This is a genomic window from Pedobacter sp. (assembly GCF_035566355.1).
Classification (GTDB): domain Bacteria; phylum Bacteroidota; class Bacteroidia; order Sphingobacteriales; family Sphingobacteriaceae; genus Pedobacter.
Window position 1 is genome coordinate 1 of record NZ_DATMRL010000704.1, and the last position, 7686, is coordinate 7686.

Sequence of the window (7686 nt, forward strand, 5' to 3'; positions counted from 1 at the left end):
TTCAACCAGACTACTCAGATTTGGCGCATAACGGTCCCAGCGGTAAGTGCTGGTTTCATTTGGAAGCGCAAATCCAGGAAGGTTTGGATTACCTGCCAGCACTTCGCTGATGTATTTATTGACAAAGGTCTTTCCAAAACCGACTGTAGCAGCATAATCAAAAACAGGATTGCGGTATACTCCACCAAGCGTCCCTATGAAAACGGCTGTCAAGCTAAAATCTTTAACTTTGATATTGTTAACCCAGCCCAATGTGTGCGGTGGTGTTGAAGTTCCTTCATATTTAAGGAAAGGTAAACCAAGTCCCCTGTTATATGGCGCCAGGTCATTAAAGGAGATCAGACTTCCGTTTGGTCCGGCAACCTGAGGTACGCCGTCTTTCATACCTCTGTACTCAAAGGAGTAAATGGAATTTACCGGCCGGCCTTCCACAAATGCACCGCCAATCATCTGGAATACATACAGCGACGGATTAAATAAGCTATTGATATTGTTGTAATTATAAGCGTAATTAATCGAGGTCGTGTAATGAATCGGAGTATTTGGAATATCAACGTTTGTACCCAATGTGATCTCAACACCTCTGTTGGTTATCCCTGCATTATTGAATTTTTGACTGGTCGTTCCGGTGGCAGCAGGCAGAGCTACAAGACCAATAATTCCCTCGCCCTTTTTATTATAAACATCTATAGTTCCGAAAAGCCTGTTATTGAACAAAGCGAAATCAACACCTAGATTTGTACTGGTTGTTTTCTCCCAGCGCAAAAATGGATTTCCATTATCCGCAATTGTTGCCGTAATGGTTCCCGTATTTGGGTTCAAGCTGGTACCAACATTTAGCAGGGCTTTTGTTGAGGTAGAGCCTTCAACGTTTCCATTTTTACCATAAGTTAAACGGAGTTCCAGACGATTAACAGACTTCATGTTGTCCATAAAATCTTCGTTTTTCAAATTCCACTTTGCCCCAACAGACCACAGTGGAGACCAACGTAATTTTGGATCATCAGTAATAAAATTAGACGCATCACTACGAACACTTCCGCTTAAAGTGTATTTATTATCATAAGTATAGGAGGCGTTTCCGTAAAATGAAACAAATTTATTCCGTTTCCAGCCAAAAGTTGTATTTCCACCTGGAACAGTTACACCAGAGTTACCTTCGAAGTCTGTGAACTGATCCAGCGGACTTCCATATCCATATGGAGGGACAGCCGCCTGCAGTTTATCTTCTGAATATCCATAGGCATAAGGATTAATCCTGGTATTTAAGGTCGATTGGGAAATTTCCATACCTGCAATAGCCGAAATACTATGCTTCGATCCGATGGTCTTATCAAAATTCAACTGATTACGCACCAGAAAACTTTCTAAATCTGTATTGGGTAAGTCGGTTGTTGATCCATCATCATTGAGTACGGTACGCCCCTTTAAAATGCCCCCTTTTGGGATATAAGATTTCCCTACAGTTTTTGTATTATCATTGTATTCAGTCATGCTATTCACCAGACTTCTTACAAAAAATGTGCTTTCATCGTAATAGTCCTTGTAATCTACTTTTGCTCTTTCATATTGGAACTTAGTGTCAAAAGTTAAGCCCTTTGTGATTTTCAGGTTCAACCCTGTTTGTATTCTCGCACTTAGATTCTGGTTTGTCAGTTTTCTTCCATTGACCTCACGCAACAGGTTATAAGACCAATCAGAATAGGGGAATTTTGAAGCAGGAATCAGGCCGAGTTGTTCCCGGTTATACGTATTTAGGTTGGTTGCATAGCTTCCATCTGGATTGAGCAGCATTTCATATGGAGAAAGGTCCTGAATTTCTGCTATAGTTGCACCACTGCTTTCCATTCTCTTATACTGGAGATTGGCAGAAATATTAAAATTCAAAAAGCTGGCCAGCTGATAACTGTTATTGAAGTTTAAATTGAATCTATCGTATTTATTTTTTACATAATTACCTTTGTTTTTTTCATAAAGTATAGAGGCATAACTCTTTGATTTTTCTGTACCTGACTGCAGGTTCACATTATACTGATCGAGAATTGCATTTTGCAGCAATAAGTCTTTAATCTGCGAACGATTGCTTATCTTACTTAAACGATCAAGCCCGGCATTCATATCAGCGGTGCTTAAGGTTCCATTCTTATTGGCATATAAAAGTTCCTGTGCCAGGGTTAAAGAATTGGAGATGTCCCCAAATGAACCGGAGTAAGGAAAAAATGTCCAGTTGTTGTCAAATGCTTTTCTTTCATAAGCCACCTGATCTGCTGAGTTGGCCTGGGTAAGTACCTGATCCAGATTGAGTTTATTAGAAATACGCGTAAAAACATTTGCTTCTACTTTGAGTTTGCTCGTTCCTTTTAGTTTTTTAGTTACAATTACAATAACCCCATTGGCTGCTCGTGCGCCCCAAATTGAAGCTGCGGCGGCATCCTTCAATACAGTAACAGATTCAACGTCATTTGGATTGATGTCAGAGAAATCACTTGCTGATACCGGAAAACCATCTACCACAACCAAGGGGCTTTTGTCCGCATACAAGGAGGTATTTCCGCGGATCAGAAAATCTACACTACCGTCTGCCCGTTCTTTGGCCTGCATACCGGCGACCATGCCCTGTAAAGCAGTAGATAAGTTTGAAACAGGTCGGCTATTCAAGACATCCCTGCCAATCTGGGTAAATGAACCTGTTGCACGCTCTCTTGATATGGTTTGATATCCGGTAACCATAACCTGCTCCAATTGCGCAGGATTAGGCTCCAATGTAACATTTACCATTTTCCTGTCTTTTACCGGCTGCTCTGTCGAACTGTATCCTACATAAGAAAAAATAAGGATATCATTGTCTTCTACCAGGATCCGGTAATTACCACCTTGATCTGTAATGGCGACTTTTCCGCTCCTTCTTGCTTTAACACTTACACCAGGCATAGGGATTCCCTTTTCATCCAATACTTTACCAATAATTTCATCCGTTTTTATATAGTTCATCACCCGGTTAAAAAGGTTCACTTCCTTTAGCGTAATGAGGATTGTCTTATCAGAAATCAGGTAATCAAAGGGCTGACCTTCTAAGGAGCGTTCCATGACCTCTTCTATTGGGGCTTTATCTATTTTAATATTTACTGGCTTTGCTTTCAGCAGCCAACTGTCATTGAAAAGGATTTGATATTTGCTTTGTTCTCTGATCTTTAACAGTACATCTTTTAAAGACGCATTTTTTTCCGAGAGGGTAACTTGCTGGGAATAGCCAGCTGCAGTGACCTGCAGACAAGCGATGGTTAAAATGATTGCAGTGAGTTTCATAATTAAAATCGTTTTAGATTTTAAAAACCGGAGGCACCGGCCATTCTTCTTTGGGCCATGCAGGTTATTGCATAGAATAATGAATTCCATATCTTTGGAAGGTTAAGGTGGTTGATTGTTTAGTTGAATTTGCGTTTAATTGCTGTCTTACTGCCTTAATAGAACCGGACTGCGTGGCTGCGCAGCCGGTTTATTTTTCTGGAAATTTCTTCTTAAGAGTTTCCGGCATGTCTATAGTATCGCTGTTACATAGGCATCTATTTTTTAATCGAGGTTTTTAAAACATTATTTTGCACTTTAAATTTCACATTTGCAGTAATTTCAAGCATCTGTAAAACACGATATAGAGACTCGTTCCTTGATATATAACCAGTGAGGCGAAGATCTGGAACACCACTATAATCGACACTGATATTATACCAGCGGTTGAGTTGTTTAAGTATATTGGTTAACTCCATGGCATCAAAAAGAAAGTTTCCATTTTTCCAGGCCATCACTTCCTGAAGATTAGCAGGTTTTACCAAAAGTTTTTCCGAATTTAACTCCGATTGCTGGCCAGGCTTCAAGACCACATGCCCGGCATGTGATGCCTTCGAAAAACCGGAAACCTGAACTGAGCCTTCAATCAGTGTAGTTTGTACAAATGTATTGTCACTGTATCCATTGATATTGAAATGCGTACCCAGAACTTTGGTTTCCTGAGCCTCATTCTTAACGAAGAATGGCCTGGTTTTGTCTTTGGCGACTTCGAAATACCCTTCTCCGGTCAATTCAACGCGTCTTTCCTTTTGAGAAAAATGTAAAGGAAATCTCAGCGAAGACGCAGCATTGAGCCATACTTTAGTACCATCCGGTAAATTGATCTGGTAAGTTCCACCTTTTGGAGTTTCTATACTGTTGAATTGATCATTACTTATGCCGGTTGGCTGGTCGGTGATCTGGTAAACAAGATTTCCGTCCTTTGTTTTACTAATAGAAATACCACTTTGTTCCGCGAACCTACCGTTTGCTATACTGTCAAGACTGATCTTTTTCCCATTAGATAATGTGAGCGTAGCCACACTTCTTCCTGGCGAAATATTCGCCGTGGCATAGCGAAGTTCCTCATCGTCTGTTTTCTTTACTATGATAAACCAGATACCAACGGAAATCAGCAACAACACTGCAGCTACAGATGCGTACAACCATTGCTGTTTCGATCTTCCCATTTTCAACACTTTGGGTGCGCTATGTATCCTGCCTTTTACCTTAACCAATGCATTTGTTGCCGGAAAGGTCTTAAGACTGGAAAAATAATGCTCCCGCGCGTCTTCACTATTTAATTTTTTAAACAGGCTTTCATTGGCAGGGTCGTCATTGATCCATTGCATCAGCTCTTGCTGCTGCTCCGGTTCAAGACTCTTATTCATGTATTTTGTAATTAAGCCAGCAATTTTAAAGGAATGCTGAACTTTCTGTTCTTCCATATGAGGTACCTGTTTTGTATATAGAACAGGAACGCCCCTTATTTTATCTAAAGGATTTTAAAATATTTTTATTATTTCCAGAAACCGTGAATAATTACAGTTGCACAAAATAAGAAATCCCGTTGAGTAAGTCTTTCCTTTAACAGGGATAAACCTCTCATTTTTTGATTGTTGACTGTACTCACCGAAATACCAAGTTTAGCCGATATGTCTTTAGGTTTAAGGCCTTCTAAAAAAGTCATTTTTATAATACGCTGACATTGCTCGGGAAGAGTCTCAATAGTCGAAACAATATTATGAAGAACTTCTGCCTCTATAATACCATGAAGAATACTCCTTTCAACACTTAGATCATGTTGAAGTACATAATCCTGATGCTTCTGCTTTACCTTACCCTTTTCCAGAAAATTAAAAGCAGCATTTTTTACCGTGATATAAAGGAAAGAACGTATAGATGGGAAATGATCAAAGTCAGCATGTTTTTCCCAGAGTTTCACAAAAGCTTCCTGTGCTATATCTTCAGCAGCAAAGTGATCATTTACGATTCCTTGGGCAAACACACATAATGGACTGTACAAATGATTGAAGATCACATCAAATGCGCTCTCATTTCCTGCCTTAAAGTTGGATACAATTGAGAGACCATTTTGTTCTGGCAGGGTGTCCATGGATAAATTGAAGTGATTTTATTGTGCTAATATAAAATATAACAGGATATAAACCATCAGAAGTATAATATATTTGTAAATGGGCAAAACCAGCGCAGGAATATTACTATACAAAAAGAATCTGGGTCAGATCCAGGTTTTATTGGTGCACCCAGGTGGGCCTTTCTTTAAAAATAAGGATGCAGGCTGGTGGACCATTCCCAAGGGAGAGCCTGAAAAAGACGAGGATCTGTTGCAGACCGCTTTAAGGGAATTTAAAGAAGAAACAGGCTATACCCCTTCGGGAGACTTTAAGGAACTAAGTCCAATAATTCAAAAAGGTGGCAAAACAGTATATTGCTGGGCGGTATCTGGAGAACTGGATACCTCTAATGTGGTTTGTAATATGTTTGACCTGGAATGGCCTCCTAAATCGGGCAAGGTTCAAACATTTCCTGAAATAGACCGGGCGGAGTGGTTTAATCTTACACAAGCCCGGTTGAAGATCAACGAACGTCAGATCGGTTTTTTAGATGAATTAATAAGCTGGGCTTAAGATTTTTATAGCACAGTTCCCAGGATCCATTTTGCATCTGGCGGAAACGATTCCGTAAATAAACTGGTTAAAACTTGAAAACTGTTCAAATAATCAACTTATGTTTGACTATGGACCCTATAAGTCCTGATACATTCTAACCTAAATATTTACCAAATTCAAAGCCTTATGAAAATAACGAACGGCTCATAGTCTTTGTTGATTACCAACAACACTAACACAAAAAGATTAAAAAACTTATCACCTAAAATCATGAAATCAAGACTTTTACATTCGAAAGTATGTAAGGTTGCGTTTTTACAAATTGTTTTCAGTTTACCCCTGATTGGAAATGCATGGGCCAAGCCGGCTCCTGATCCTGCACGTGGTAAATTGGACAATGGTATCACGTTTAACGCAGCCCGCAATCAGCAAACAATCACTATAACAGGAACAGTTACCGATGAAAACCATCTCCCACTGCCGGGAGCAAGTATCAAAGTAAAAGGTACAAATACAGGGACATCTACTGACGTTAACGGCCGGTATTCCATTGGAGTTCCAGACATTAACTCTGTACTAATTGTTTCTTCTATAGGCTTTAGTCCAAAGGAGGTCACGGTAAGAAATCAGACTAAAATCGATGTACAATTAACTTCAGATTCCAAAAACCTGAACGAACTGGTTGTAGTAGGTTATGGCACTCAGAGAAAGAAAGATGTAACCGGTTCCGTTGCCTCCGTTGGTTTAACCAATGTAGAGAAAACACCTGTTTTTGGAACAGCCCAAATGTTACAGGGTCAGGTTAGTGGTGTACAGGTAACGCAAACCAATTCGCAGCCCGGAGCCTCATTCAGCGTACGTGTAAGAGGAACAAATTCTATCAATTTTAGCAGTGATCCTTTGTACGTTGTCGATGGTTATGCAGGTGCAGATATCACCGCACTGAATTCAAATGATATCGCTTCTATAGACATTTTAAAAGACGCCTCATCTACCGCTATCTATGGCAACCGGGGAGCAAACGGGGTTGTTATTATCACCACAAAGTCTGGATCAGGTGGTAAAAATGTAATCAATACTGATGTCTATTCCGGCTTTCAAAAAGTAGGTAAAACGCTTGACATGATGAATGCCAGTGAGTTTGCTACTTATCTGAATAAGGTAACCGCCTATTTGAATCAAAACAACACAACACAAACACCTATCCCCTATACACAAGACCAGATCAATGCGTTAGGTGAAGGAACCAACTATCAGAAAGCATTATTTAGAACGGCACCCATCACAAATGCAAATATCTCTATGATGGGTGGTTCCGATGGAACAAAGTATCTGTTGAGTTTTAACTATTTCGACCAAAAGGGAATTATCTTAAATTCCGGTTACCAACGGGGAACAATGAGGTACAATTTTAGCAGGGCAATAAGTAAAAAAATTAATTTCGGCTTGAATTCCCAGATCTCTTATGATAAGCAAAATCTGGCTAATGTAAATACAACAGGCGGTGCAGGTGGAGGCACATTGCTTGATGCGTTAAGGATCAATCCAGGTGTTCCAATTTATGACAGTAACGGTGCATTCACCTATCAAAACAGTCCGGCGGGTTATACAAACACATTGGGTAATCCGATAGCAGCGGCTACTTTAAATACAAACTCCATCACTAACCTTCGCTTGTTTGCCAATGCATTTGCAGACTATGAATTTATTAAGAATTTCAAACTTAAAG

At 39.8% G+C, this 7686-nt stretch carries 5 protein-coding genes; 2 read left to right on the plus strand and 3 right to left on the minus strand.

Annotated features, from left to right (window positions below):
- The 3 genes from VNZ46_RS27690 to VNZ46_RS27700 all read right to left on the minus strand — a co-directional run.
- The coding region (locus tag VNZ46_RS27690) for a SusC/RagA family TonB-linked outer membrane protein (protein ID WP_325564664.1) at positions 1-3306 on the minus strand (3306 nt) is incomplete at its 3' end.
- 257 nt (positions 3307-3563) lie between these two features.
- The gene (locus VNZ46_RS27695) at positions 3564-4772 is read right to left on the minus strand and encodes a FecR family protein (protein ID WP_325564666.1); all 1209 of its coding nucleotides are present in this window, start codon (positions 4770-4772) and stop codon (positions 3564-3566) included.
- Between the two features lie 71 nt (positions 4773-4843).
- The gene (locus tag VNZ46_RS27700; RefSeq protein ID WP_325564668.1) at positions 4844-5440 is read right to left on the minus strand and encodes an RNA polymerase sigma-70 factor; all 597 of its coding nucleotides are present in this window, start codon (positions 5438-5440) and stop codon (positions 4844-4846) included.
- Between the two features lie 79 nt (positions 5441-5519).
- Here VNZ46_RS27700 and VNZ46_RS27705 point away from each other — a divergent pair, with 79 nt between their 5' ends.
- Positions 5520-5975, plus strand: coding sequence for an NUDIX domain-containing protein (locus VNZ46_RS27705; RefSeq protein WP_325564670.1), 456 nt, complete (start codon positions 5520-5522; stop codon positions 5973-5975).
- Between the two features lie 252 nt (positions 5976-6227).
- The coding region (locus VNZ46_RS27710; RefSeq protein WP_325564672.1) for a SusC/RagA family TonB-linked outer membrane protein at positions 6228-7686 on the plus strand (1459 nt) is incomplete at its 3' end.

Coding starts and splice junctions, on each gene's coding strand:
- VNZ46_RS27695 (WP_325564666.1), bottom strand. CDS start 4,772: ATGGAAGAACAGAAAGTTCAGCATTCCTTTAAAATTGCTGGCTTAATT.
- VNZ46_RS27700 (WP_325564668.1), bottom strand. CDS start 5,440: ATGGACACCCTGCCAGAACAAAATGGTCTCTCAATTGTATCCAACTTT.
- VNZ46_RS27705 (WP_325564670.1), top strand. CDS start 5,520: ATGGGCAAAACCAGCGCAGGAATATTACTATACAAAAAGAATCTGGGT.